Origin of the sequence: Bradyrhizobium sp. LTSPM299, from assembly GCF_000938235.1 — a bacterium.
In the GTDB taxonomy this organism is placed as follows: domain Bacteria; phylum Pseudomonadota; class Alphaproteobacteria; order Rhizobiales; family Xanthobacteraceae; genus Bradyrhizobium.
The window spans coordinates 20511-45219 of record NZ_JYMU01000050.1; the positions used below are offsets into that span (position 1 = coordinate 20511).

General features: G+C 63.2%; 24 protein-coding genes. 7 read left to right on the plus strand and 17 right to left on the minus strand.

Going from position 1 to position 24709, the window contains the following annotated elements; translation table 11 throughout:
* Positions 1–50 precede the first annotated feature (50 nt).
* The 3 genes from UP10_RS26400 to UP10_RS26410 all read left to right on the plus strand — a co-directional run bounded on the left by UP10_RS26400 (position 51) and on the right by UP10_RS26410 (position 3349).
* The gene (locus UP10_RS26400) at positions 51–1388 is read left to right on the plus strand and encodes an ABC transporter substrate-binding protein (protein WP_044590166.1); all 1338 of its coding nucleotides are present in this window, start codon (positions 51–53) and stop codon (positions 1386–1388) included.
* 109 nt (positions 1389–1497) lie between these two features.
* Positions 1498–2454, plus strand: coding sequence for a carbohydrate ABC transporter permease (locus tag UP10_RS26405; RefSeq protein WP_044590167.1), 957 nt, complete (start codon positions 1498–1500; stop codon positions 2452–2454).
* A 52-nt stretch (positions 2455–2506) separates the two neighbouring features.
* Positions 2507–3349, plus strand: coding sequence for a carbohydrate ABC transporter permease (locus tag UP10_RS26410; protein ID WP_502692259.1), 843 nt, complete (start codon positions 2507–2509; stop codon positions 3347–3349).
* Between the two features lie 200 nt (positions 3350–3549).
* Here the strand turns inward: UP10_RS26410 and hmuQ are convergent, their stop codons facing one another.
* Complete coding sequence (gene hmuQ / locus UP10_RS26415) at positions 3550–3885, minus strand: heme-degrading protein HmuQ (RefSeq protein WP_044590169.1); 336 nt, start codon at positions 3883–3885, stop codon at positions 3550–3552.
* Between the two features lie 275 nt (positions 3886–4160).
* On the opposite strand from hmuQ, the gene UP10_RS26420 reads away from it, so the two are divergent.
* The gene (locus UP10_RS26420) at positions 4161–4946 is read left to right on the plus strand and encodes a cysteine hydrolase family protein (protein ID WP_050043816.1); all 786 of its coding nucleotides are present in this window, start codon (positions 4161–4163) and stop codon (positions 4944–4946) included.
* Between the two features lie 55 nt (positions 4947–5001).
* A complete protein-coding gene (locus tag UP10_RS26425; protein ID WP_044590170.1) occupies positions 5002–5562 on the plus strand; it encodes a helix-turn-helix domain-containing protein in 561 nt (186 codons plus the stop codon).
* Positions 5563–5576: 14 nt separating this feature from the next.
* Here the strand turns inward: UP10_RS26425 and UP10_RS26430 are convergent, their stop codons facing one another.
* The gene (locus tag UP10_RS26430; RefSeq protein WP_044590171.1) at positions 5577–7256 is read right to left on the minus strand and encodes a mucoidy inhibitor MuiA family protein; all 1680 of its coding nucleotides are present in this window, start codon (positions 7254–7256) and stop codon (positions 5577–5579) included.
* A gap of 175 nt (positions 7257–7431) precedes the next feature.
* Entirely contained in the window at positions 7432–8859 is a 1428-nt protein-coding gene (locus UP10_RS26435; protein WP_044590311.1) for an MFS transporter, read from the minus strand.
* Between the two features lie 96 nt (positions 8860–8955).
* Here UP10_RS26435 and UP10_RS26440 point away from each other — a divergent pair, with 96 nt between their 5' ends.
* Positions 8956–9402, plus strand: coding sequence for a MarR family winged helix-turn-helix transcriptional regulator (locus tag UP10_RS26440; RefSeq protein ID WP_197086903.1), 447 nt, complete (start codon positions 8956–8958; stop codon positions 9400–9402).
* A 76-nt stretch (positions 9403–9478) separates the two neighbouring features.
* On the opposite strand, the gene UP10_RS26445 is transcribed toward UP10_RS26440, so the two are convergent.
* From UP10_RS26445 to UP10_RS45410, 11 genes are all read right to left on the minus strand, one after another.
* Positions 9479–10651 carry a thiolase family protein gene (locus UP10_RS26445; protein WP_044590173.1) on the minus strand — a complete coding sequence of 391 codons (1173 nt, stop codon included), beginning with the start codon at positions 10649–10651 and terminating at the stop codon, positions 9479–9481.
* Positions 10652–10811: 160 nt separating this feature from the next.
* Positions 10812–12401: a phosphoglycerate dehydrogenase gene (gene serA, locus UP10_RS26450; RefSeq protein WP_044590174.1), complete on the minus strand. Its 1590-nt coding sequence runs from the start codon at positions 12399–12401 to the stop codon at positions 10812–10814.
* Positions 12402–12633: 232 nt separating this feature from the next.
* Positions 12634–13806, minus strand: coding sequence for a phosphoserine transaminase (locus tag UP10_RS26455; RefSeq protein WP_044590175.1), 1173 nt, complete (start codon positions 13804–13806; stop codon positions 12634–12636).
* A 78-nt stretch (positions 13807–13884) separates the two neighbouring features.
* Positions 13885–14097 carry a hypothetical protein gene (locus UP10_RS26460; RefSeq protein ID WP_044590176.1) on the minus strand — a complete coding sequence of 71 codons (213 nt, stop codon included), beginning with the start codon at positions 14095–14097 and terminating at the stop codon, positions 13885–13887.
* 167 nt (positions 14098–14264) lie between these two features.
* The gene (locus tag UP10_RS45400) at positions 14265–14735 is read right to left on the minus strand and encodes a GNAT family N-acetyltransferase (protein ID WP_044590177.1); all 471 of its coding nucleotides are present in this window, start codon (positions 14733–14735) and stop codon (positions 14265–14267) included.
* Positions 14736–14753: 18 nt separating this feature from the next.
* On the minus strand, positions 14754–15344 hold the full coding sequence (locus UP10_RS45405) for a glutathione S-transferase family protein (RefSeq protein ID WP_044590178.1): 591 nt from the start codon (positions 15342–15344) through the stop codon (positions 14754–14756).
* 75 nt (positions 15345–15419) lie between these two features.
* On the minus strand, positions 15420–16271 hold the full coding sequence (locus UP10_RS26475) for an outer membrane protein (RefSeq protein ID WP_044590179.1): 852 nt from the start codon (positions 16269–16271) through the stop codon (positions 15420–15422).
* 177 nt (positions 16272–16448) lie between these two features.
* A complete protein-coding gene (locus UP10_RS26480) occupies positions 16449–17306 on the minus strand; it encodes an outer membrane protein (protein WP_044590180.1) in 858 nt (285 codons plus the stop codon).
* Between the two features lie 310 nt (positions 17307–17616).
* Positions 17617–18873 carry an MFS transporter gene (locus UP10_RS26485; RefSeq protein WP_044590181.1) on the minus strand — a complete coding sequence of 419 codons (1257 nt, stop codon included), beginning with the start codon at positions 18871–18873 and terminating at the stop codon, positions 17617–17619.
* Positions 18874–19154: 281 nt separating this feature from the next.
* Complete coding sequence (glmM, locus tag UP10_RS26490) at positions 19155–20498, minus strand: phosphoglucosamine mutase (RefSeq protein WP_044539378.1); 1344 nt, start codon at positions 20496–20498, stop codon at positions 19155–19157.
* Positions 20499–20714: 216 nt separating this feature from the next.
* On the minus strand, positions 20715–20888 hold the full coding sequence (locus UP10_RS45410) for a hypothetical protein (RefSeq protein ID WP_197086900.1): 174 nt from the start codon (positions 20886–20888) through the stop codon (positions 20715–20717).
* A gap of 131 nt (positions 20889–21019) precedes the next feature.
* Between UP10_RS45410 and UP10_RS26495 the strand changes: the two genes are divergently transcribed.
* Positions 21020–22156 carry an alpha-hydroxy acid oxidase gene (locus UP10_RS26495; protein ID WP_044590182.1) on the plus strand — a complete coding sequence of 379 codons (1137 nt, stop codon included), beginning with the start codon at positions 21020–21022 and terminating at the stop codon, positions 22154–22156.
* A 173-nt stretch (positions 22157–22329) separates the two neighbouring features.
* Here the strand turns inward: UP10_RS26495 and UP10_RS26500 are convergent, their stop codons facing one another.
* The 3 genes from UP10_RS26500 to UP10_RS26510 form a co-directional block, all read right to left on the minus strand.
* Positions 22330–22938, minus strand: coding sequence for a single stranded DNA-binding domain-containing protein (locus tag UP10_RS26500; protein WP_044590183.1), 609 nt, complete (start codon positions 22936–22938; stop codon positions 22330–22332).
* A gap of 209 nt (positions 22939–23147) precedes the next feature.
* Positions 23148–23726 (minus strand): hypothetical protein, encoded by a 579-nt coding sequence (locus UP10_RS26505; protein WP_502692260.1) that lies wholly within the window; start codon positions 23724–23726, stop codon positions 23148–23150.
* A gap of 118 nt (positions 23727–23844) precedes the next feature.
* Positions 23845–24687 (minus strand): shikimate dehydrogenase, encoded by an 843-nt coding sequence (locus UP10_RS26510; protein WP_044590312.1) that lies wholly within the window; start codon positions 24685–24687, stop codon positions 23845–23847.
* Positions 24688–24709: the final 22 nt, after the last annotated feature.

A 24709-nucleotide genomic window follows, 5' to 3' on the forward strand; every position in this document is an offset into this window, starting at 1 on the left:
TCCTTCACTGGCGATCAACGCCGGGAAGGTCACAAAATAGGGAGGAAGTGATGAGGAACGACCTCACCCGTCGTGACGCGTTAGCGCTGGGCTTGTCTGCGGCAACGCTGGCCACCACCGGTGCTGCGGCGCAGGATGCATCAAAAATAAAGGCCACTGAGGTGGCGGCGCCGTCGCTGCCGATCGAAAAGGGCGCGTCCTTGCGCATGCTGCGCCCGGTGCGCTTCGTCCAGGCCGACGAGGACGTGTTCCGCGCCAACGCCAAGAAATTCACCGACAAGACCGGCGTCGAGGTCAAGGTCGACTTCGTCGGCTGGGAAGACATCAACCAGCAGACCGCGGTGACCTCGAACTCCGGCGCGGGCCCCGACATCATCATCGGCTTCGGCGACGCGCCGCACATCTATGTCGACAAGCTGATCGACCTCACCGACGTCGCCGACTATCTCGGCCAGCGCTATGGCGGCTGGCTGGCGCTGGCAAAGAAATACGGCATACGCGCCAAGTCCAAAAACTGGGTTGGCCTGCCGTTCGGCGCCTCGGGCGGCCCGCTGGTCTATCGCAAGTCGCTGGTCAACGCGGCCGGCTACGACAAGGTACCGGATGACCATGCCGGCCTGCTCGAGCTCTGCAAGAAGCTGAAAGCGGCCGGCAAGCCCGCGGGCTTTGCGCTCGGCAACGCAGTCGGCGACGGCAACGGCTTCGCCAACTGGATCCTGTGGTCGCACAACGCCGCCCTGCTCGATGAAGAAGGCAACATCATCATCAACAGCAAGGAGACCATCGCGGCGTTGAAGTACCTGAAGGAGCTGTATCCGACCTTGATCGCCGGCACGCCGTCATGGAACGACGTCTCCAACAACCGCGCTTACTCGGCGGGGGACATCGGCCTGACCGCGAACGGCGTCTCGCTGTATTTCTCGCTGAAGAACGATCCCGCGACCAAGGCGATCGCCGACGACACCGAGCATCAGTTCCTGCCCAAGGGGCTGGCTGCGACCTATCCGATGTCGGGCCTGACGCTGAACGCGATGGCGTTCAAGCACAGCCCCTCCCCCAACGCGGCGAAGGCGTTCCTGCAGTTCATGCTGGAGAAGGAACAGTATGAGCCGTGGCTCAACGCCAACTCCGGCTACTGGGCGCAGCCGCTGGCGGCCTATGCCGATGCCGCGGTGTGGTCGGGCGACCCCAAGGTCGCAATCTTCAAGGATACGATGAAGAGCCCCTATTACAACGGCTACAACGGCCCGATCTCGACCGCGACCGGCGCCGTCAACGCCGACTACGTGCTGGTGCAGATGTGCGCATCGGTGGCGACCGACGCGGCAACGCCGGAAGCCGCCGCGGCGGAAGCCGAGCGGCGCGCCAAGCGGTATTTCCGGAGGTGACGCCGTCATTCCGGGGCGATGCGAAGCGTCGAACCCGGAATCTCGAGATTCCGGGTCTGGTGCTTGCGCACCATCCCGGAATGACATCTCAAGTCAGGACAACCATCTAATGTCCGTAACGACAATCCCCGCCTGCACCTACGCGCTCCGGCAGCGTGGCCTGCTCGCGCGGGTGTTCGACTACAAGCCATTCCTGATCGTGGTGTGCCTGGCGCCCGCGATCGGCCTGCTGCTGGTGTTTCTGACCTATCCGCTCGGGCTTGGCATCTGGCTCGCCTTCACCGACACCACGATCGGCCGGCGCGGCGTCTATGTCGGGCTGGAGAACTTCCAGTATCTGCTCAGCGATCCCCTGTGGTGGAACGCGGTGTTCTACAGCGTCTTCTACACGGGGATCGCGACCTTCGGAAAATTCGCGCTCGGCTTCTGGCTGGCGCTGCTGCTCAACAATCATTTCCCGTTCAAGAGCCTGATCCGCGCCATTGTGCTGTTGCCGTGGATCGTGCCGACGGTGCTGTCGGCGTTGGCGTTCTGGTGGATCTACGATCCGCAATTCTCGATCATCTCCTATCTGCTGGTCGACGTGCTGCATCTGCGCACCACGAATGTCGACTTCCTCGGCTCGCCCTGGCCGGCGCGGTTCTCGCTGATCGCGGCCAATATCTGGCGCGGCATCCCGTTCGTGGCGATCTCGCTGCTCGCGGGATTACAGACCATCTCGCCTTCGCTCTACGAGGCCGCGATGCTCGACGGCGCCACCGCCTGGCAGCGCTTCCGCTACATCACCTTCCCGATGATGATGCCTATACTCGCGATCGTGATGACGTTCTCGATCATCTTCACCTTCACCGACTTCCAGCTGGTCTACGCCATCACCCGCGGCGGGCCCGTGAACTCGACGCATTTGCTCGCCACGCTGGCGTTCCAGCGCGGCATCGCCGGCGGCGAGCTTGGCGAGGGGGCAGCGATCGCGGTGTCGATGATCCCGTTCCTCGTGTTCGCGACGTTGTTTTCCTACTTCGGCCTCGCGCGCCGCAAATGGCAGCAGGGGGAAGCCAATGACTGACGTCACCGCCTCGCCGGGCAACAGCAACGTCGCCAGCGCCACGCCCGACACGATGTCGTGGGATTCCCGCTCGCGGCGGGTGGTGATGATCTACCTGCCGCTGGCCTGCTTCATCGTGATCCTGCTGTTTCCGTTCTACTGGATGGCGATCACGTCGTTCAAACCGAATGCGGAGCTGTTGAACTACAAGGAGCACAATCCGTTCTGGATCACCTCGCCGACGCTCGCACACATCAAGCATCTGCTGTTCGAGACCTCCTATCCGCACTGGCTGATGACCACCATGCTGGTCGCGACCGGGGCGACCTTCCTGTCGCTGCTCGCGTCGACACTGGCGGCCTATGCCATCGAGCGGCTGCGCTTCCGCGGCAGCCCCTACGTCGGTCTCGGCATCTATCTCGCCTATCTGGTGCCGCCCTCGATCCTGTTCATTCCGCTCGCGACCGTGATCGTGCAGTTCGGCCTGTTCGATTCCCCGATGGCGCTGATCCTGGTCTATCCGACCTTCTTGGTGCCGTTCTGCACCTGGCTCCTGATCGGCTATTTCAAATCGATCCCCTACGAGCTCGAGGAATGCGCGCTGGTCGATGGCGCGACGCGGCTGCAGATCCTGTGGCGGATCACGCTGCCGCTGGCGGTGCCCGGCCTGATCTCGGCCGGCATCTTCTCCTTCACGCTGTCGTGGAACGAGTTCATCTACGCGCTCGCCTTCATCCAGAGCGGCGCCAACAAAACGGTGCCGGTCGCAATCCTGACCGAGCTCGTCACCGGCGACGTCTACCAGTGGGGCGCGCTGATGGCCGGCTCGCTGCTCGGCTCGCTGCCGGTGGCGCTGTTCTACTCGCTGTTCGTGGATTACTACGTGTCGTCGCTGACCGGCGCGGTGAAGGAGTAGCACCGGCGCGCACACGCTCCACTGTCGTCTCGGCGAAGGCCGGGACCCATACTCCGCGGCGGATGTTGTCAACGGGACTCGTCGTTCCATCGGTACGCAATAATGACCGTCGGTGGTTATGGGTCCGGCATTCGCCGGGACGACGCTGAATGTTTGGTTGCGAACGTACAATAGGTGGCGCGCAAACGCGGTTGCCCTCGTCATCCCACGCTGGTTTTCGCCCGCTCGGTGATCAACACCTCGAAACCTTCAAACCTGGGATGGCCGAGATAGAGGCTGCCACCGGTTTCGTTGCCGGCACGGGAATGAGCGCGGCGGAACGCTTCCGACTTAGTCCAAGCCTCGAATGCGGCCTTGTCGGCCCACACCGTGTGCGTGGCATAGAGCGTGTGGTCCTCGGCTTCGGGCCCCTTCACCAGGTGAAACTCGATGAAACCCGGCGTGTCGCCGAGATAAGATTCCCGGGTGTTCCAGACGGTCTCGAACGCCTGCTCCGAGCCCTTCGTCACCTGAAACCTGTTCATTGCGATGAACATGAAAGCATTCTCCTGTATGCAGCGGATACCTTCGTATCCTGCCAGCTGAGCTCCTTGATAGCACGACCTATCGCGCCGCAGTATTCGGGAGGCGCCGATATCCACGCGAGAGGCCGCGGCATACTGGATGCCCCGCTCGGTGGATTCCAATATATTGACCGCTTTGGTCTCCTCTCCGGCATTCGCATTGCTCGCTGATTTACGGTGGTCGCGCCTCACGGACGACCGGTCGTCCCTGTCTCGCGGTGCCAAACCAACAATCAAAGGAGTCTGAGATGAATCTTCCCGTCGCTTCCCGCCGGCAAGCCCTCGCTGGAGCCGTGGCCGTTGCCGCAGCATCCGCGCTGACTGCCAAAAAATCAGCACATGCTGCCTCAGGTGTAGGCGGCATCAATGCAATACCGCCGCTCGCTGCGCATTGGAGTGAATTAGATCTCGCTGAAATCCTGTCGCGGCCCGCGGCCTATATGTCGGTCAGCCAAAACAAGTCACTCTATGATCCTGGCGGCGTCCAGTCCGCGGAGCGGCATCGCGAACGCGGCAGCCTCCCGGCCACGGTCAAGGTCGTGAACGCCACGCGCAAGGTGTCGAACTTCAAGTCCTTCAACTGGATTGGATACGAAGTCTTCCGCGAGAACTACCCGCAATCCGACTTCGACCGGGTGCAATATGCAAGCTGGACCAAGGGCCTGAATTTCACCCCCGAGATGAAGAAGGTGGACAACGAACTCGTCGGCGAACTACGCGCGCTGGTCCATCCCGGCGACAATGAGTTCAACGAGCTCGCACTGCAGACGGCGTTCGCCGGCACCCAGTTGCCGCTGGAACTCGCACGCAAGCGGATTCAGACGATCGTTCTCACCGGCATTCACCTCGACTGGTGTATCGAGGGCAATGCGCGCGCGGCGCGTGACGCTGGCTATCTTCCGATCGTAATCGGCGACGCCTGCGCCTGCCAGAAGCCCGAACAGGAAGCTGCCGCAATGGAGCGCATCAACAACTTCTTCGCGCCGGTAATATCGGCAGATCGGTTTGTGGAACTACTTTCAAAACGGGCCTAGAGTGAAACGAGAGCTTCGCCGCCGGTCGAAGCTCTCGAACATTCGAGAGCCGCCGATGCAAACAAACCTGGACCAGGCGATCGGATTGCGCCTGAAGCACCTGCGAATGAAATCCGGGCTCAGCCTCAACGAGCTGGCGAACCGCTCCGGCGTCAGCCGCGCCATGATCGGGCGTATCGAGCGGGCCGAAAGCAGTGCAACCGCCATGCTGCTTGGAAAACTCTGCTCGGCGCTCGATACCACGCTGAGCGCTGTCGTTGGCCTTTCCGATCGACCGCCGGAACGGTTGACGAGAAAGTCGGAACAGCCGGTGTGGCGCGATCCGGAGACCGGATATACACGTCGACATGCTTCGGCGCGCAGCGCCGCGAGCGGTATCGAGATCATTGTCGTCGAACTTCTGCCGGAGACGCGCGTCTCCTACAGTCCGTGGGGTCGAAGAGCGTATACCCAGCAGGTATTGTTGCAGCAGGGGCAACTAAACGTCTTCGTCGGCGACAAGTGCTTCGCGCTGTCGGAGGGAGACTGCCTGGATTTCGACGTGATGCGGCCTGTCTCGTTCGAGAACGCAGGCCGCACCACGGCGCATTACATCGTTGTCGTCCGCAACTCGTGACGGATGACCGGCGCTCACCCCGCCGGTACCATCACGACGCCCTTGTCCTTGGGCCAGCGCATTCGCCAGGCGAAATTGATATCCTTGACATCGCCCGGCTTGGCCTCGAACGCCCATTCCAGCACGCCGCGCTTGTCGCGAAGGTTGGTGGTGGTTGCGGGCGTCGACGACGGCAGCATCTCCACCACGATGTCCTGGTTCTCGCTGACCGGCAATTGATCCTGGATCGCCACCTTGATCGGGAAGTCGTGACCATTGCGCACGGTGGTCTTGAACGCGCGCTCGTCGGTCTTCGACGTCGTCACGATCAGTCCCGCAGAACCCTCGTTGCGCTTCACCACCGTGCGTTCGATCTTGACCTTGTCGTCGGCGCCGAAGCCGAGCCGCACGGTCTCGTCCTTTGCCGCAGCAGTCATCCTGCCTTGGCCGACGAAGATGCCGTCACGATAGATCGCGACCCGCCCCGACAACAGCGGTGCGTCCTCGCTTTGCACGAAGCTCGCTTCGAGGAACGCCGTCGGATCGATCACCGGAACCGCACGGACCACGAGATCGGGCGCAATCGCCGCAGTCGAAATCCGGAGGCTCTTGGCTCCCTCATTGGCGGCGACGCTGACGCGTCCGGGAATTTTGAAGGTTGCCTGGAAGGCGCCGACCTCGGCTGTCGCCTCACGTTCCTGGGCGGGCATGCCGCCAAAGGCGACGTCGGCCTCGGCGGGCTCCGGGGCCGGTGCTGCCGGCGCAAGTGCGGAACGCAGCCGCATGCTGTCAGACACCTTGGCTGCCTGCGCCAGCGGCCGCGGCGGTTGCGGATATTGCACGATCAGCGAATTGAGATCGGGCGCGTTGCCGCCGCGCGCAACGCGCACGGTGGAGACGCCGAGCGTGACGTTCGACCAATCCTCGCCGGTCGACTGTGCGATCTCGGCGCGCCGCACCAGTTCGATCGCAGGCTTGCGGTCCTTCGCGCCGCTATCGAGGCGGGCGTCATAGAGCGGCGTCCAGCGCGCGCCTGATACCGAATAGGTCACCCGCAGCGTCGCTTTGGTCGCAGCCGTGGAAACGACGTCGATCCTCACCTCAACCTTGCTTGGCGGCTTGGCGTCGCGATCGACTTCGAGCTGTGCGATCTCGCGGTCGATCTCCCGCTGCTTGCGCATGGCGTCACGGATCGCGCTGTCAGCGGTCGCGACCTCGTCCGAGACGGCGGAGAACGCGGCACGCCATTCGCTCAGCGGCCGTGCCTCACCTTTCTCACCCAGGCCGGCCGGCGAGGCCTCGGCAAAGCGCTCGGCGAATTTGCGCCGCGCTTTGGCCGCGCTGACCAGCCCTTGCAGATCGTCGCGCGAATCCTTCAGCGCCTCGATCCGCCTGTCGATCTCGGGCAGGTTGACCGGTACCGTCAGCGGCTCCCGTGCATCGATCGCACCGATCGTCAGCTTCGTGCCCGCCTCGCCTTCGACCCGCAGCGAGGACGGATCGAGCGACGCCGGGAAATCCTTCGCCACCAGGGTATTCTCGCCGGCCGGCAAATCCAGCGTGACGATCCGGGTGACGCTCGCGCCATCCGGATAGACGGTGACGGCGTCGATGTTGGATGCGGCTTCGAGATCGGCCGCGTGCAACGGCGCGGCGGCCAGCGCAGTGACGAGCACCAGGCTTGTGGTAACGAGACAATTCGAAATCAATCGCATGACATCCCTCCGGAAAAGCGCCGCATCGCGCGAGACATTGGGGGTACGCCGGCTCAAGACGCCCCCTCCTCGCGGTGAGACGCAGCAAGCAAGCAACTGGTTCGATTGAGGTTTCTGCGCGGCGCCACAATGGCGCGGTCACGGCCGCGGCGTGGCGCAGCGATGACTTCAGTGATCAGCGAGCCGACTTGCGCCGGATGAAGAGATAGTTCGGCACCAGGCCGGCAACGGTGAAGGCGAGCATGATCCACCAGCCGTGATGAAATGCCGCGATCCTGTCGGTGATCGCGGCCGACGCCGGAAGGATTGCGACGAAGATCGCGACGCCGACCGCCAACGCCGCCTGCCGGATCATGTTGATGACGCCGGAGCCGGTTGCGAACGAGGATGGCGGCAAGGACCCGGCGCTCACGCCCATCAATGTCGGAAAGGTCAATCCGACGCCGACGCCCATCAGCATGACACCGGCGACGACGACCGGCGCGTTGGTCTCCGCCCCCAGCAGGGTTGCCCAGACGACGAAGCCGGACGCGAAGAACCCGATGCCGGCGGTGACCGCGGTCGCGGCGCCAAACCGTGCAATCAGCCGGCCGGCGAACAATAGTGAAGTGAATGGCACCAGCAGCGGACCCGGTGCGATCGCAAGGCCGGCCTTCAACGCCGACCAGCCCCACACGGTCTGCTCCCACAACGCGACGGAAAACAGCATCGCGCCGAAGGCGGCCGAGTACGGCGCCATCACCAGCGACGCCCCAGTGAACGGCCGGACCTTGAACAGCGCGGGATCGACGAAGGGATTTCGCGATGTGAGGCAGTGCCAGATAAAGGCGGCGAGGCAGACCGCTGCGACCGCAAGGGCAGTGATAATGCCGGGTGAACTCCATCCCCAGTCGTTCGCCTTCACGATCGCAAGAATCAGCGCGCCGATGCCGCACGTCACCAGCAGCGCCGCCCACGGACTCGGGCGCGGCACGTCATGGCCCGGCACCTCGGGCAATTTCAGCCAACCGATCACAAGCGCGATGATCCCGATCGGCACGTTGACGATGAAGATCCAGCGCCAATCGAACGTCACCAGTACGCCGCCGACCAGCGGCCCCAGCGCCGCGGCGAGCCCGCCGATGGCTGTCCAGGTGCGGACTGCGCTGGAGCGCTGCTCGGGCGGAAAGGACGCCAGCAGCAGACCGAGCGACGTCGGGGTCATCAAGGCCGCGCCGGCGGCCTGGACGATACGAAAGATGACCAGGAATTCGACATTCCTGGCCAGCGCACAGGCTGCCGAGGCGACCGTAAACAGCGCGACGCCCAGCAGGAAGCTCAGATTGCGGCTGTGGCGCTCGGCGAGCCGACCGAAGAACACCAGCAACGCAGCATAGGCGATCGCATAGCCATTGAGGATCCAGGACAGATCCTCGAGCGAGGCATTGCGAAAATCCTGCGCGATGTTTGGCAGGCCGACATTGACGATAAACAGGTCGAGATTGGCGAGGCAGATGCCCACCGATACGATCGCGAGAACCTGTTTCGGGGAAGCTTTCGCCGTGCGCGGTCGCGCTGCGATGCCGGCAGGCGGGTCGATCGTTTCGGCTTCCGCCCCAGACATCATGCCCTCCACAGTATGTGCATATGCATCTATTGCAAATAGGTGCATATACATGTAATTGTCAAGCACAGTCTGGAGGCGGCGATGGTAAAAACGATGGCGCAAAGGGCCCGGTGCAATGTTACGGCGTTGCGCAAGGCCGCCCGGAACGTGTCCCAGCTCTACGACGCGATCCTTGCGTCCTCAGGGCTGCGCGCAACGCAACGCGCGGTTCTGGTCAATGTCGCAAGGTCCGGCGGATCGCCGACTATGGGCGAGCTTGCTGCCGCGCTGGTGCTCGACCGCACGGCGCTCAACCACAACCTCAAGCCGCTTCTGCGCGACGGTCTTGTGACCGTCACTGCCGACAGGAATGACCGGCGCAGCAAGTTGGTGCGACTGACCAAACGCGGCGAAGCCAAGCTCGCGGATTCGCAGGCTGCCTGGCAGCTGGCCCAGGACCGGTTCGAGACGGCTTTCGGCGCGAAACAGGCGGCCGATCTGCGACAGACGCTCGAATTGGTCGCATCGCTCGAATTTGGCGAGATCTCGCCGACGGCATAAACTCGCAACCCGTGCTTGGAATGAAAAACGGCCCGGCGTCGATCGCCGGGCCGTTGATCTTAGTACCGCGTAAAGCTCAGCTATAGATCTCGAACAGGCCTGCGCCGCCCTGGCCGCCGCCGATGCACATTGTCACGACGCCCCACTTGGCCTTGCGGCGACGGCCTTCCTGCAGCAGATGGCCGGTGAGCCGGGCGCCGGTCATGCCGAAGGGATGGCCGATCGCGATCGAGCCGCCGTTGACATTGTACTTCTCGGGATCGATGCCGAGCTTGTCGCGCGAATAGAGGCACTGGCTGGCAAAGGCTTCGTTGAGCTCCCAGAGATCGATGTCCTCGATCTTCAGGCCGTGACGCTTCAGGAGCTTCGGCACGGCATAGATCGGGCCGATGCCCATCTCGTCGGGCTCGCAGCCGGCGGAGGCCCAGGCGACGAAGCGGCCGAGCGGGTTGAGGCCGCGCTTCTCGGCATCCTTGGCTTCCATCAGCACCACTGCGGCAGCACCGTCGGACAGCTGGCTGGCATTGCCGGCCGTGACGTACTTGCCCGGGCCTTTGACCGGCTCGAGCTTGGCGAGACCTTCCAGCGTGGTCTCGGGACGGTTGCATTCGTCCTTGTCGACGACGTAGTTGACGATCGACTCGGCCTTGGTCGCCTTGTCGACCACCTTCATCCTGGTCTTCATCGGGACGATTTCGTCCTTGAACTTGTTGGCCTGCTGGGCTGCCGCCATCCGGCGCTGCGACTCCAGCGAAAACTCATCCTGATATTCGCGGCTGAGCTTGTAGCGTTCGGCGACGATGTCGGCGGTGTCGATCATCGCCATGAAGATGTCGGGCGCGGTCTTCAGCAGGTCCGGATCGATCGATTCCTTCGGCGTGCCGCCGCCGGGAATCGAGATGCTCTCGACGCCGCCGGCCACGATACAATCCGAGCCATCGGAGCGGATCGAGTTCGCAGCCATCGCGATGGTCTGCAGGCCCGACGAGCAGAAGCGATTCACCGAAACGCCGGCAGTCGACGTCGGCAGGCCGGCGAGCAGCGCCGCCTGGCGGCCGATGTTCGGCGCGCCGTGGGCGCAATTGCCGAGGTAGCTGTCCTCGACATAGTCCTTGTCGACGCCGGAGCGCTCGACGGCGTGCTTGATGGCGTGCGCCGCCAGCGACATCGGCGGGGTGATGTTGAATCCGCCACGGCCGGACTTCGCCAGGCCGGTGCGCGCATAGGAAACGATTACGGCTTCACGCATTGTTTTCTCCCTCTGAGATGGCCGCCATTGTGGCCCGTCCTAGCCCGTTCGTACACATATTTTGGCTGATGCGACAGGAATACCAGAGGCCGCGCAAACACAAACGCCGCCTCCAGGATCGGAGACGGCACCATGTTCCGCAGATCGGAATATCGATAACTTAAAACGTCAGCGCCTTGGCCTGCTTGACCTGCGGCAGCGCCTGAACCTTGGCAAGCAGTTCGGCCGGCACCGCGCCGTCGACCTCGACCAGCGCGATGGCGTCGCCGCCCTGCTTGACGCGGCCGAGATGGAAGGTCGCGATGTTGAGCTTGGCGTCGCCCAACAGGCTTGCGAAGGCGCCGATGAAACCCGGTTTGTCCTCGTTGGTCACATAGATCATCGACTTGCCGAACTCGGCGTCGACACGGATGCCCTTGATGTCGACCAGGCGCGGCTTGCCGTCGGCGTAGACGGTGCCGGACACCGAGCGTTCCTGCCGTTCGGTGGTGACAGTCACCGTGATCAGGCTTTCATAGTCGCTCTGCGCGGCGCGGACGATCTCGTCCACCACCATGCCGCGCTCTTTTGCCACCACCGGCGCCGAGACCACGTTGACCTCGCCGAGCATCGGGCGCAGCAGCCCGGACAGCACGGCCGACGTGATCGCCTTGATCTTCATCTCGGCGACGTGGCCTTCATAGGTGATCTCTATCTTGACGATGCCGCTCTCGGTGAGCTGGCCGGCGAACGAGCCGAGCTTCTCGGCGAGCTCGATGAATGGCTTCAGCTTCGGCGCTTCTTCGGCCGTGATCGAGGGGAAGTTGACCGCGTTCGAAATCGCGCCGGTCAGCAAATAGTCCGACATCTGCTCGGCGACCTGCAGCGCGACGTTCTCCTGCGCTTCCGTGGTGGAGGCGCCGAGATGCGGGGTGCAGATCACGTTTGGATGACCGAACAGCACGTTCGTGGTGGCCGGCTCCTCGACGAAAACGTCGAAGGCAGCGCCCGCGACGTGCTTGGAATTCAGCGCATCGACCAGCGCCTGCTCGTCGACCAGGCCGCCGCGCGCGCAGTTGATGATGCGAACGCCCTTCTTCATCTTGACGATCGCGGCCGCGTCGATCACGTTTCTGGTCTTGTCGGTCAGCGGCGTGTGCAGCGTGATGAAATCGGCGCGCTTGAGCAGGTCGTCGAGCTCGACCTTCTCGACGCCGATGTCCTTGGCGCGCTCCGGCGACAAGAACGGATCGAACGCGATCACCTTCATGCGCAGGCCGAGCGCGCGGTCGGCGACGATCGAGCCGATATTGCCGCAGCCGATGACACCAAGAGTCTTCGCGGTGATCTCGACGCCCATGAAGCGGTTCTTCTCCCACTTGCCGGCCTGGGTCGAGGCGTCGGCCTGCGGAATCTCGCGCGCCAGCGCCAGCATCAGCGTGATGGCATGCTCGGCGGTCGTGATCGAATTGCCGAACGGCGTGTTCATCACGATGATGCCCTTGGCGGTCGCCGCCGGAATCTCGACATTGTCGACGCCGATGCCGGCGCGGCCGATCACCTTCAGCCTGGTCGCCTTCTCGAGGATTTTTGCCGTCGCCTTGGTGGCCGAGCGGATCGCGAGGCCATCATAATTGCCGATGATCTCGGCGAGCTTTTCCTTGTCCTTGCCGAGGTTCGGCTGGAAGTCGACCTCGATGCCACGATCCTTGAATATCTGCACGGCCGCGGGAGACAGCGCGTCGGAAATGAGAACTTTGGGTTTCGACATGTGAATGGCTCCTTCGCCCTGCAGCGGGCGGGCCTCTTGGACCGATGTGATGAAGTCTCTGATCACGTCTTCCTCTCCCAGTTCTTACGGGGAGAGGGTTGGGGTGAGGGGCAGCCACAGGCGAGGAACAAGCCGAGAGAGGCCCCTCACCCGGATCTCACCGGACGATGCTGCGCATCGCCGGGAGCGATCCGACCTCTCCCCGTGAGAACGGGGAGAGGTGACAAGAAAATTACGCGGCCTTGGCCAACGCGCCCTTGGCTTCGGCAAAGGCCCAGTCGATCCACTGCGTCAGCAGCTCGACGTCCTTTGCTTCAACAGTGGCGCCGCACCAGATCCGCAGGCCCGCCGGCGCATCGCGGTAATACGCGAAGTCGAAACCGGCGTTCTCCTTCTCGACCAGCGCGACCAGCCTCTTGCAGAAGTCGGCCTGCGCGTCCGATGAGAGCGAGGTGATCGCGGGATCGGTGAACTTCAGGCACACCGAGGTGTTGGAGCGGATCGCTGCGTCCTTGGCCAGGAAATCGATCCATGGCGTCTTCGCTTTCCAGTCGGCGATCGCCTTGGTATTGGCATCGGCGCGCGCGATCAGCGCCTTCAGGCCACCGATCGACTTCGCCCAGTTCAGCGCGTCGAGATAGTCCTCCACGCAGAGCATCGACGGCGTGTTGATGGTCTCGCCTTCGAAGATGCCCTGGTTGAGCTTGCCGCCCTTGGTCAGGCGGAAGATCTTCGGCAGCGGCCAGGCCGGCTTGTAGTTCTCGAGCCGTTCGACTGCGCGCGGCGAGAGGATCAGCATGCCGTGCGCCGCCTCGCCGCCGAGTGCCTTCTGCCAGGAGAAGGTGACGACGTCGAGCTTTGCAAAGTCGAGCGGCTGCGCGAAGGCTGCCGAGGTCGCGTCGCAGATCGTCAGGCCCTCGCGGGTCGCGCTGATCCAGTCGGCGTTCGGAACGCGCACGCCTGACGTGGTGCCGTTCCAGGTGAAGACGACGTCGGAGTTCTGATCGACCTTGGAGAGATCGGGGATTTCACCATAGGCCGCGTTGAGCTTGGTGACGTCCTTGAGCTTCAATTCCTTGACGATGTCGCTGACCCAACCCTCGCCAAACGATTCCCAGGCGATAGTGGTGACGGGCCGCGCACCGAGCAGCGACCACAGTGCCATCTCGACCGCGCCGGTATCCGACGCCGGCACGATGCCGATCTTGTAGTCGGCAGGCACTTCAAGCACTTCACGCGTCAGTTCGATCGCGAGCTTGAGCTTGGCCTTGCCGACCTTCGCGCGATGCGAGCGGCCGAGGGTTGCGTCCTTGAGATTTTCGGGGTTCCAGCCGGGGCGCTTGGCACAGGGGCCGGAGGAGAAATGCGGCACATGAGGCCGCAAAGCGGGCTTCGCTGCAGTCATAATCTATCCTTCCAGATAGCTGCCTCTCGGTGGGGAGAGGTATCCCGCCGCCGGAAGTAGTGGAAAGCCCCCAAAACGTCAAGGAAGTTCAGACGTATCGGGCAAGATATCGGAATCACAGCTGATTGATGGAGCGTCCTCGAGCCGCGTTGCGGTCTCCTGATCCAACAGCTCCGCCGCCTCGGTCACGAGCTTCGCGGCCCGGCGCCGACTCGATACTTTCAAAATGCTCTTTTCGCCGGCCTGCACGATGTACTCGTTGCCGACCCGCACGATCGAATAATCTGGCATTGGAAATCCCCAAGCTGCCGCCGCGCCCCATGGGAGACGTCGACATAGCGCAGTCATTCCTCCCCGTAAAATCACGGAGATCGGCTTAGTTTATTGCTCCTTAACTGAATAGGAGAGCGAGAACCACCGCAGGCATGGGTGCGCTGCGCATACAACTCGCGCGTATCTCAGAAGCGAATCGTCATGCCGACATGGCTGCGTGCGAATCCGAGCCGTTCATAAAAGCGCTGCGCATCGACGCGGGTGTGATGCGTCAGCAACTCGACCAGCACGCAGCCTTTCGCGCGCGCCTCCGCCACCGCCCACTGCACCAGCCTCTCCCCGATGCCGCGGCTGCGGCAATGGCTTGCGACGCGAACATCCTCGAGCAATCCGCGCGAAGCGCCCTGCGAGCTCAGGCCCGGCAGGATGGCAAGCTGCAGGCAGCCGACGACGGCCCCGTCGCCGTCGACGGCGACGACGAGCTGCAGGTTGGGATCGCGCTCGACCCGCTCGAAGGCCTGGTAGTAAGGCTGCGGCAACGGATGCTCGATCCGCTCGCGCCCGCGGCCGAGCGGATCATCCGCCAGCATGCCAATAATCGCGGCGACGTCGTCGCGGCGCGCGCGGCGAATGACGATGGATGAAGCTGCGGTCATGTCGCTCTCTCGCAAAATTCAGCGAGCCGGCGGCAGGCCGAGCACGCCTTCGGCGTCGCCGATCCAGCGGCGCACCATGGGATAGCGCTCGAGGTCAAATCCGCCCTCATGCGCGACGCGGGTATAGGCAAGCAGCGAGACGTCGGCGAGCGAGACCGCCTCGCCGACCAGGAAGCGCGCACCACCGAGTTGCCGCTCCAGGTGATCGAGCGCCGCGTAGCCGCGCTTCACCAGGTTCGGATCGAGCTCGGCCGTGGTCTTGCCGAGATAGACGATGTGGAAGCGGCAGACCGCCACATAGGGCTCGTGGGTGTTCTGTTCCCAGAACATCCACGCGTTCATTTGCGCTTCGCGATACGCATCGCCCGGGATCAGATCGCTGCCGCGCGCGAGATAGCGAATGATGGCGTTGGACTGGGCGAGCGTGCGGCCGTCGTCCAGCTCCACCGTCGGCACCTGCCCCCAGCCGTTGAGCTTGAGGAATTCAGGCGTCCGGCTGCTGCCCTTCATGGTGTCGATCTCGACCCAATGGTATGGCAGCGCCAGCTTGTCGCACACCCACTTCACTTTCAGGCAGTTGCCCGAATTGGTGTCGCCGTAGATCTTCATTGATTGCGCTCCCGACCCTGGAGCGGCAGAGGACCAGCGCTGCTATTGGCTGTCAAGCCGATGCCGCGTCGCGGATCAGAACTTGTAGCCGATGCCGGCGTGTACGGTGTTTTGCGTGACCGACGTGTTCTTGACCGACATGAACTTGACGTACTCCCATTCGCCGCGCACGAAAACATTGCCCCACAACATGTATTCCAGGCCCAGACCGGCGGTCCAGCCGGCGACGAAATTGCTGGTTCTCCCGTCAGTGACGGTTTGCGTAAACTGCGGCAACACAAAGCTGGTCGAAGTTCCGTCAGCAAAGTTGATCGTTCTGGTCACAGAACTCGACACCGTACGCGCGACGTCCATGCGACCGACCGCAAGACCACCGAAGATGTAGGGCAGGAAGTTGCCGGTTGCCCAACCTGCTCGACCGCGGAAGGTCATCTCATCCCTGACCTGCAGCGTGGCGTTTCCGTTCAACGACACACCGTCGGCGGCAGTGGCACCCACCGGCAAGACCAGGGTCGGCTCGGCGACTTGAATTGGACCCAAACTTGCGGAGGTCGATCCGCCCAGACCCGACCAATAGTTATAGTTTGCTTCGACGCCCACCACGACATCATCATATTGATAGTTGCGTCCGACAAACGCTCCGAAGCCGGAGCTGTGCCCATTGACCCGACCCAGCACATTCAACTGGGACGTCGCATCTTGCAGCGTGGTGTTGCGAAATATGGAATTGGTCAGGGACACAACGCTGCTTCCGAAGTCGGTATTGATCCATGATTGGCTGACCTGGCCGCCGGCGTACCAGCCGTCCCAGTTTCTGGTTGGTGTGCTGGAAGCCGGGAGACTGCCGCGAAGAAAATCAGGCATGTCGGCCGCGTGCGCGCCGGTCACCGCCCCGAACATCATCGCCGCCAGCAAAAACCTACGCATTGCAACGCTCCATCGACCACACCGATTGCGCGATGATCATCGCCCGTTAACCTTAACCAATCGTTGTCGCGCACCACTTTCGACATGCTCACGTTGCAAATCGCGCGCGCCGCAAAAGCAAAACGGCGCGGGATGATCCCGCGCCGCTTCCGATCGTTAACCTTTGAAGGCTGGATATTAACCCTTGCGGATCAGCAGGGGCGGCGGCGGAGGCGGCACGTCGCAGCAGGGGAGAGCAAAGCGGACGCCAAGCCGCACGTCCTGCGAGATCAGATCGCGGTACTGGAAGGACGACGGGCCGGCATTCGAACCATCGAAGGACTGGCCGTTGCCGTGAACGGCAGTTCCCATGTTGAGGTAGCGATATGCCAGTTCGACGGTGAAGTTCTGGTTCACCTTGTAGGCGACGCCGGCATGCGCGGCCCAGGCAAAGTTGGTCGTCGAAGCGCCGTTGGCGAAATATGAAGAGGAGCCGAAGCTACCTACGCCGGGAGCAAACGCGACACCGGAGTCTTGAAGACCGGTGGTCTGAATATGCGCGGCGCCGACGCCGACACCGACGAAGGGCGTCAGGCACCACCAGGTGCCGAGATCCGCATAGACGTTGGCCAGTCCGACCCAGCTCGTATAGCCGCCCTGGTAGACGTCGGAGAGACTGCTGCCACCGGGGAACGTGGAGACATCGGTGCCGCTGAAGCTGACACGCGAGCGATACTCACCGGTGATGTCAGCGCGGAACCAGCTGTTGAACTGATAACCGACGCCGAGACCGTAGGACTGGCCGCCAGTGAAACCGTGACCGTCATGCGTCAGCGTCGAGCCGGCCGGCAAGGTGTCGAAAAGATTATCGTGCAGCTTGGCGCTAGAATTGGTCACGCCGATGTCGCCGCGCAGATACCAGCCGCCGAAGTCCTGGACCGGCGGGGGCGCGTACGCCATCTGGGGTGGCGGCATGATGGGCATGTCGGCAGCGAACGCCGCCGAGGACAGCAGGGTTGCCGCGCCTGCGGCAATCAGAGACTTAACGCTACGCATTGGCTTCGTCCTTTTGGGCCAAGTGAGGCGATACGAAAAGCCCCACGTCTGAAACTCAACCGGACGATCTCAGGAAATGTTTAAGCGGCACTTAACCCTAATTCTTAAGGTTGATTTTCTCTCACTCTTTTTTGCGGGTGCGGCTTATGGGTCCATCAATATGCGGAAAGCGGCGGCGCGAAAAATGGCGAAACTGCCACAAGTGCTAACGATGCGTTGAGGAACACGCGCTGTTGCGGCGCACAGAGCCGCGTCTGTTAGCGAATGCTTAGTGCGCGCGCGGTTGTGCGCTTCCGCAGAGAAGAACCGTTCAGCGCATCGCTTTCGGCATCTTCGGCAGGAACACCGCGAGCAGGCCGATCGCCGGCAGGAACGCGCAGAGATCATAGACGAAGGCGATCGAGGTGTGGTCGGCGAGCTTGCCGAGCACGGCTGCGCCGAGACCGCCGATGCCGAAGGCGACGCCGAAGAACACGCCGGAGATCATGCCGAAGCGATGCGGCATCAATTCTTGCGCGAACACGATGATCGCCGATGTCGCCGACGAGATGATCAGGCCGATCACCACCGACAGCACGGCGCTTCCGAACAGGCCGGCATAGGGCAGCGCGAGCGTGAACGGCAGCGCGCCGAGGATCGAGAACCAGATCACATATTTGCGGCCGAAGCGGTCGCCTAGCGGCCCGCCGAAGAAGGTGCCGACCGCGTTCGCGGCCAGGAAGATGAAGAGGTAGAACTGCGCTCGTTGCGTCGAGACGCCGAACTTGTCGATCAGATAGAAGATGTAGTAGCTCGACAGGCTCGAGACGTAGAGCTGCTTGGAGAACAGCAGCGCGACCAGCACGCCGAGCGCGATCATCACGCGCCGCTGGTCCGGATGATCGGGATGCAGCTCGATCACCGCGGCCTTCTTGCCCGCGACCTGCGGCTTGTACCAGACGCCGATGCGCCACAGGATCACGATGGCGAGGAACGCGATCGAAGAGAACCAGGCGATCGAGGGCTGGCCGAACGGCACCACGATCAACGCCGCGAGCACCGGCCCCATCGAGGTGCCGAAGCTGCCGCCGAGCTGGAATACCGATTGCGCAAAGCCGTAACGGCCGCCCGAGGCCAGCCGCGCGATCCGCGCCGACTCCGGATGGAACACGGCAGATCCGAGACCGACCAGCGCGGCGGCGATCAGGATGATCCCGTAGGCGTGCGCGGCGCTGAGCAGCAGCAGGCCGAAGAAGGTGAAGCCCATGCCGATCGACAGCGAGAACGGCTGCGCCTTCTTGTCGGTGAAGTGCCCGATCACCGGTTGCAGCAGTGACGCCGTGAACTGGAACGCCAGCGTGATCATGCCGATCTGCGCGAAGTCGAGCGCATAATTGTCTTTCAGGATCGGATAGATCGAGGCGATCAACGACTGCATGGTGTCGTTGAGGAAATGCGAGAAGCTGATGCCGGCAAGCACGATATAGGCTGGCCCCGCGGCTGCCGCCTTCGCGGCCAGCGCAGGCGTCAACTCGGGCACCAGCACCGGCTCGCCCAGAGCCTCTTCACTCACGACGGGTTTGTTCACTGCAGCATTCCGAAACGGATTCGCGAAAATACCTCCGTCTCGTACGACGCGGAGGCGGCTGCGACCAGTTGCAATAGCCGATAGCAGCGATGCGCTCGATGGCCGGCCTCTTGGAATCGGCTCCATCCGTCCGTCATTGCGAGGAGCGATAGCGACGAGGCAATCCATGCCTCCGCTTGTGGCGCGATGGATTGCTTCGCTAACGCTCGCAATGACGTGGATAAAGCGGTGTACTCAAGTCCGCCACCGTCATTTCTGGCGAGAATATGAGGCCGTGGGCCTTAAGCCGCGGCCTGTCCGAGCGCGTGGACGATGGTGTCGACGACGTCCTCGACCAGGATGCGGTCGTCGCCCTCGCCCATCACGCGGATCACCGGCTCGGTACCCGACGCGCGGATCAGCAGGCGGCCGTGGCCGTTGAGACGCTTCTCGCCGTCGGTGATCGCGGACTTGACCTCGGCGTCGTCGAGCGGCTTGCCGCTGCGATAGCGCACGTTCTTCAGGATTTGCGGCAGCGGATCAAAGCGCCGGCAGACTTCGGAGACCGGGCGTCGCAGCTTTTGCACCACGGCGAGCACCTGGAGCGCCGCAACGAAGCCGTCGCCGGTGGTGGCATAGTCGGACAGGATGATGTGGCCCGACTGTTCACCGCCGAGATTGTAGCCGCCGCTCAGCATCTGCTCGAGCACGTAGCGGTCGCCGACCGGGGTGCGGATCAACTGCAGGCCATGGCCGTGCAGGAAGCGCTCCAGCCCGAGGTTGGACATCACGGTGGCGACGATGCCGGGCTTGGAGAGCCGGCCGTCTTCCTTCCAGCTCTGCGCGATCACCGCGAGCAGCTGGTCGCCGTCGACGACGTGGCCGCGCTCGTCGACCAGGATGACACGGTCGGCGTCGCCATCGAGCGCAATGCCGATGTCGGCGCGCATCTCGCGCACCTTCCTGGACAGCGCCTCCGGCGAGGTCGAGCCGCATTCCTTGTTGATGTTGAAGCCGTCGGGCTCCACGCCGATCGGTATCACGTCGGCGCCGAGCTCCCACAGCGCTTCCGGAACCACCTTGTAGGCAGCGCCATTGGCGCAATCGACGACCACGCGCAAGCCGTCGAGTGAGAGGTCCCGCGGCAGCGTGCGTTTGGCAAATTCGATGTAACGGTCGTGGACGCCATCGATGCGGCGGGCGCGGCCGAGGCTCGCGCTCTGCGCCAGCCGGCGGTCGAGCGATTCATCGAGCAACAGCTCGATCTGCTTCTCGACGTCGTCGGAGAGCTTGAAGCCCTGCGGGCCGAACAGCTTGATGCCGTTGTCCTCGAACAGATTGTGCGACGCCGAAATCATGACGCCGAGATCGGCGCGCATCGACTTGGTCAGCATCGCGACCGCCGGCGTCGGCATCGGGCCGAGCAGCAGCACGTCCATGCCGACCGAAGTGAAGCCCGCGACCATGGCGTATTCGATCATGTAGCCGGACAGCCGCGTGTCCTTGCCGATTACGACGCGATGACGATGGTCACCGCGCTGAAACACCAGGCCTGCAGCCTGCCCCACCTTGAGCGCGAGCTCCGGCGTGATCAGCCCGTTGGCGCGGCCCCGAATCCCGTCGGTCCCGAAATATTTGCGGCTCATGTATCCCCCAGCACGGGCTTCCCGACCCACCATGCGAGAAAGCCCCGAACGCCCACCAGTTTAGCGTGCATCGGCCTTATAGACCCTCAGGCGCTAAAATGACTTCAAAAAATATGATGAATCATTACCATCATCGAACCGCTAGGTCCGACGTTAAGGCATTGAAAAATAGAGAATTATCTCCTCCAACGGGATCCCGGGAGCGATAATTCGGACCTAGTCTTTACCGTTGTGCTTGACGGGGCGGTCACCCGTCGAGGGCGCCGGCTGGGTGACGCTGACGGGGTCGGAACCCGGAAATGTCTCCTCCAGCCCCTCCTCCAGCGCATCATCGAGCCGGCGCTTTTCAGCGCCCTCGTCGGCTTTTGGTTTGGACCCTGAGCGAGGCATCGCACTCTCCTGTCGGTTCCACCAGGCGATTTGGCAGGCCGTCCAACCATGCTAGATGACGACAGAACCTTACGCCAACAAGACTTGCGACAAACAAGACTCGCGACAAACAAAAAGGGCCGGGAGCGTCCATGAAGCACATCACCTGCATCGAGGATTTGCGCCAGTTGCACAAGCGCCGGGTGCCGAAGGCGTTTTTCGATTATGCGGACCGCGGCTCCTACACCGAGGACACGCTGCGCGCCAATTCCGACGACCTTCAGCAGATCAAGTTCCGGCAGCGCATCCTGGTCGACGTCTCCAAGCGCAATCTGTCGACCACGATCCTCGGTGAGCCCTCCGCGATGCCGCTGATCCTGGCCCCGGTCGGCCTGCTCGGCATGCAGCATGGTGACGGCGAGATCTACGCCTGCCGCGCCGCGCAGGCGGCCGGCATTCCCTTCACCCAGAGCACGATGTCGATCTGCTCGATCGAGGACATCGCTGAAGCCGTCGACAAGCCGTTCTGGTTCCAGCTCTATGTCATGAAGGACCGCGGCTTCATCAAGTCGCTGATCGAGCGCGCGATCGCGGCGAAGTGCTCGGCGCTGGTCTTGACCGTCGACCTGCAGGTGATCGGCCAGCGCCACCAGGACATCAAGAACGGCATGAGCGTGCCGCCGGAATGGTCGCTGTCGAAACTGCTCGACTTCGCGAGCAAGCCGTCATGGGTCGCCGGCGTTATGCGCGGCAAGCGCCGCAGCTTCGGCAACATCGTCGGCCACGTCAACGGCACCGAGGACCTGACCAAACTGTCGGAGTGGACCGCATCGCAGTTCGATACCTCGCTGAACTGGAAGGACATCGACTGGATCCGCTCGATCTGGCCGGGCAAGCTGATCCTGAAGGGCATTCTCGACGTCGAGGACGCCGAGCTCGCCGCCAAGACCGGCGCGCAGGCGATCGTGGTCTCCAACCATGGCGGCCGCCAGCTTGATGGCGCACCATCGTCGATCGAGGTGCTGCCCGAGATCGTCGACGCTGTTGGCTCGCAGATCGAGATCATGTTCGACGGCGGCATCCGCACCGGCATGGACGTGATGCGCGCGCTCGCGCTCGGCGGCAAATCCTGCATGATCGGCCGCGCCTATGCCTACGGCCTCGGCGCCGGCGGGCAAGAAGGCGTCGCGAAAGCACTCGACATCCTGGCGAAGGAGCTCATCACCACGATGGGCCTGTGCGGCGTCAACACCATCGCCGAGATCGACGATCACGTGCTGGCGGTGTGATTCACAGGCCGCTCATTTCAGCCGTCGTCCCGGCGAAAAGCCGGGACCCATAGCCACAGCTGCGCGAGATTTGGCACAGCTGTGGCCACAGCTTTTCTGAACAACAATCATCGGTGGTTGGGTCCCTGCTTTCGCCGGGACGACGCGTGGATAGAGATTCGCTAGTCTAAGCCTCACATCGGCGGTGTAATCCCGTCGCGGCCGACATTGACGCGGTTGGCTTCGAGCGTGCCGTCGTCCTTCTTCACCGCGCCGAAGATGATGACCTTGGCGCCCGGCTTCAACTCGGACTTGTCGCCGGCCACGAAGGTGACGACCGGGGTCTCCGGCGGCACCACGACCTTCTTCTCACCTTCCTTGTATTTGACCAGGATGTTCTGGCCGTCGGCGCCCTTCACCGTCTCGGCAACGGTGGCATTGGTCATCGTCGAGTTGGCGCGCAGATCCCAGGGACGGAAGCCTTCCGCCGCGCCGCGCTGGTTCTCCGGGAAAATGTGAACCGCGATTGCCTTCTGGGTTCCGTCAGGCTCGGGCATCGCGGTGACGCCGATATAGGAGCCCGGCTTGATCTCCGACAACTCGGTCTTGGCAACGCCGAACACCGCGACATTGTCGGTCATGCGCACCTTCATGTCGGCGCCGTCGCGCGACTTGATCGACAGCAGGGAGCCGTCGACGGCTTCGATGGTGCCGCGGATGCGGACGGTCTGCGGTTGTTGCGCGGACGCGACGGAGGCAAAGGCAATTGCGAACAGCGCGGCGAATAAAAGTGATTTCGGCATGGGTGTCCCTCTCAGTGGGTTGGCTCGCGGAATCAGGAACACCGGATTGTTGGCGGTATTCCGGGCTCCTTACCTTCTCCCCTTGTGGGAGAAGGTGGCGCGGACGCAGTCCGCGCCGGATGAGGGGTCTCTATCCGCGGACGCAAACCCCTCACCCCGCTTCGCTGCGCGAAGCGACCCTCTCCCACAAGGGGAGAGGGTAAGACGCCTCACATCGGCGGGGTGAGCCCGTCGCGGCCGACGCTGACGCGATCGGTCTCGAGCGAGCCATCCGGCAGTTTCTTCATGAAGGCGATGATCTTGGCGCCGGCCTTCAGGTCCGACTTGTCGCCGGGAACATAGGTCACGACGGGCGTTTCTGACGGCACCACCACCTTCTTCTCACCGTCCTTGTACTTGATCAACAACGTGTGACCGTCATTGCCGACGACGGATTCGGCCACGGTGGCGTTGGTCATGCTGCTGTTGGGCTTAAGATCATATGGCCGCGAGCCCTCGCCGGTGCCACGCATGTTTTCGGGGAACACATGCACCTCGACCGCCTGCGGCACACCGTCGGGGCCGGGCACCGTGGTGGTCCCGATGAAGGACCCGACCTTGATTTCCGACAGGCCGATCTTGGTGAGGCCGAGCACCAGGATGTTGCCCGTCATGTGCAGCTTGACCTCTTCGCCGCTGCGCGACTTCACCTCGAGCGTATCGCCATCAACGCCTTCGACGGTTCCGCGAACCCGCGTCGGTGTGGGCGGTTGCTGCGCGATGGCGTAGAGCGTCGACGCCGTCACCATCGCAAGCGCAATGAGGGGACGAACGAATTGGGTACGGCGGGACGGCATGGCGTAATCTCCGGGAGGGGGCGCAGGCTGATGTAGCACTGACCCCACCCTTGCAGCGCTATTCCATGTCTCAAGTCTTTGTGAGATCGGCTTCGACCAGCGCACGCAGTTCTGGCGTGACCTGCGGGCGCTGCCCGAACCACAATTCAAAGCCGCGCACCGCCTGGTGCAGGAGCATGCCGAGCCCGTCGGCGGTCTTCAGCCCGCGTGCCTGCGCGGCCGCGAGCAACGGCGTCACCAGCGGCACATAGACAAGATCGGAAACAACAGCATTCGGCGGCAACAGGCCGACATCGATGTCGAGCGCGGGCTGGCCGTGCATGCCGAGCGAGGTGGTGTTCACCAGCAGGCCCGCGCGCGGCATCAGGTCGTGCACCGCCTCCCACGTCGCGGGAAGAACGCGCGCGCCGAACTGATCGGCGAGCGCGCGGGCGCGATCGATGGTGCGGTTGACCAGGTGCACGCGCGCGATGCCGCGCTCGATCAGGCCGAACACCACCGCATGCGCCGCGCCGCCGGCGCCGAGTACCAGCGCGTCATCGGACTTGTCCCAGCCGGGCGCGCAGGCGTCGAGATTGTTGATGAAGCCTTCGACGTCGGTGTTGGTCGAACGCAATTCACCGTCGGCAAACCACAGCGTATTGGCGGCGCCGACGGCGCGGGCGCGCTCATCCGGCGTCGACAGCGCCAGCGCCTGCTCCTTGTGCGGCATCGTGACATTGGCTCCAACGAAGCCGCGCAGCGACAGCCGCAGCACGAAATCCTTGAAATCGCCAGGCGGCACCGCCTCGATCAGGTACCCGCCCTCGATGCCGAGCGTGCGCAGCCAGTAATGATGGATCAGCGGCGAGCGGGAATGCGCCGCCGGCCAACCGATCAGACATGCGGCACGGGCTTTGGTCGTGGTTGTCATTGCCGTGACATCGGCCATGGCA